The organism is Limnohabitans sp. (assembly GCF_040401135.1).
Taxonomy (GTDB): domain Bacteria; phylum Pseudomonadota; class Gammaproteobacteria; order Burkholderiales; family Burkholderiaceae_C; genus Limnohabitans.
Window position 1 is genome coordinate 1 of the sequence record NZ_JBBAOV010000067.1, and the last position, 1,884, is coordinate 1,884.

Consider the following 1,884-nt stretch of genomic DNA (forward strand, 5'->3'; position numbering starts at 1 on the left):
GCGCCATAAAACTCAACAATCCGCGCATTGGGAAACAGCACCTGCAGCGCTGACGTGCGGTCGCGCATCCAGCGCGCACCGCTGATCAAAATCAAACGCACATCGTCAATGGGGGCCAGTTGGCGACGCGCTGCCAGCTCTAGCATCAGCAGCAATTGGCTGGGCACGGCCACCAAGCAAGGCGTGCGTCCTACGCGCAAAGTGTCCAACAAGCGCGTGGCTGAAAACCGCTCTTGCACCACCACACCCGCGCCACTCCACAAGCCCAACACCATGCCAAACAAAAACAGCGAGTGCGAAAAGCGCCCTGGGGCCATGACGCAGCTGGCGGCATCGGGGCCAAAAGTGTCTAGGCACACGCGCAGGCTTTCGGTCCACGACTGGTGGTGGCGGCGAAAGCCTTTGGGCATGCCCGTGCTGCCCGAGGTGAAGCCAATATAAAAAGGGCTGGTGGGCGTGGCGGTGTTTGTGTGGCTGGGCTCGGTCAAGGCAGATCCGAGTAAGCGCTGCACGCTGTCGCGCACGGTGCTGGGCCAATCGGGGTCACTTACGGCGGCGCATCGGCCGCTGTGGATGATGCCCATGAACGCCACCATTTGTTGAATGATGCCAAGCTGGTCATCCACAAACACAGTAGCAGGCGCATGTTGCTGGGTTAGCGTGTCAGCGTGCTGCACCACGGCGGTGTGCAGCTGGGCAAAGGTCAGTTGGGTTTGCCCATCGTCCATGGCCACCTCTTGCGCGCGGGTCTGGGCCCAATGCGCGAGCGGTGCATGCACCAGCGTGTTAGCCACCAAAGCGCCAGTCAGGCAAGCCACGGGACACGGTGTGAACCACGGTGGCGCACAGCACGCACTTGATCAAGTCGCCCGGCACAAACACCAAGGTGCCCATGATGGCTTGTTCCCACGACAGGTTGGCAATAGCCACCAAGCCCACCACGCCAAACACATGCACCACCAACAAGCCACCCACAGCAGACGCAATAAACGCGCTAATGGCCGCACCGCGTGGCGTGGCGCGAGGCAACAGGTGCATGACCATGCCGGTGACAAAAGCACCCACAGGCCAACCCAACAGGTAGCCACTGGCTGGCGCAAAGAACACGCCCACGCCCCCACGGCCGCCCGACAGCAAAGGCAGGCCAATGGCCACGGCGGCCAAAAACAGCAACAAAGCTTGCAGCGCACGCTTGGGGCCCAACATACAGCCCGCCAACATGACGCCCAAGGTTTGCAAGGTAATGGGCACGCCCAAAGGCAAATCAATTTTGGGGATCAAACCAAACACAGCAATCAGGGCTGCAAACAAAGAAACCAAAGCGATCGAGAAAGAAGAAGTGTTCATGCGTAAAGAGTAAAAGCCGTTTTAGCGGCGATATCGCACATGCAAGGTGTCGGCCACGCGACGCGCGGCAATCAGCATGTGGAGGGTGAGCGGAGCCAGTATTTTAAAACCACCCGCTTTGCCCGTGCGCAGGCGGTGCGCATCGTCCAAGCGGCGCCACACCACAAAGAAGTGCTCGGTAAACCGCAGCATCAAAGCCACTTGCAATGACAAACGTTCGGGCTGAACGCCCACCAAGCGCAAAGGCGCGAGTAGCCACTCCAGCACGCCCAACAAGTCGGTGTAGCGCGTGGTGATGGTGAGGGCAATGCCCATCAAAGTGGTGCACAGCAAGCGCAACACACTGACCGCGCCCACGATGGGCTGCTGCATGTAGAGGTGAAAAAGGCCGATCAGCACACTGGCCAACGCCAAACCCATCAGCAAAGGTTTGGCGCGAAGCGTGGCCCTGCCCAATGACGCAAACATCAACACACAGCACGCGGCGCTGCCTAGTAAAACGGAAAGATGCTGGGTAAAAAACACACCCGTGCCCAG

3 protein-coding genes are annotated in these 1,884 nt (G+C 59.8%); all 3 read right to left on the reverse strand.

Annotation, left to right across the window (positions count from 1 at the left end):
• Positions 1-818, reverse strand: an 818-nt coding sequence (locus ABWP81_RS11575; protein WP_353141921.1) for an AMP-binding protein, incomplete at its 3' end; no start/stop codon positions are given.
• Positions 787-1,347 carry a biotin transporter BioY gene (locus ABWP81_RS11580; protein ID WP_353141922.1) on the reverse strand — a complete coding sequence of 187 codons (561 nt, stop codon included), beginning with the start codon at positions 1,345-1,347 and terminating at the stop codon, positions 787-789. The genes ABWP81_RS11575 and ABWP81_RS11580, both read right to left, overlap by 32 nt.
• A gap of 21 nt (positions 1,348-1,368) precedes the next feature.
• The coding region (locus ABWP81_RS11585) for a CbiQ family ECF transporter T component (RefSeq protein ID WP_353141924.1) at positions 1,369-1,884 on the reverse strand (516 nt) is incomplete at its 5' end.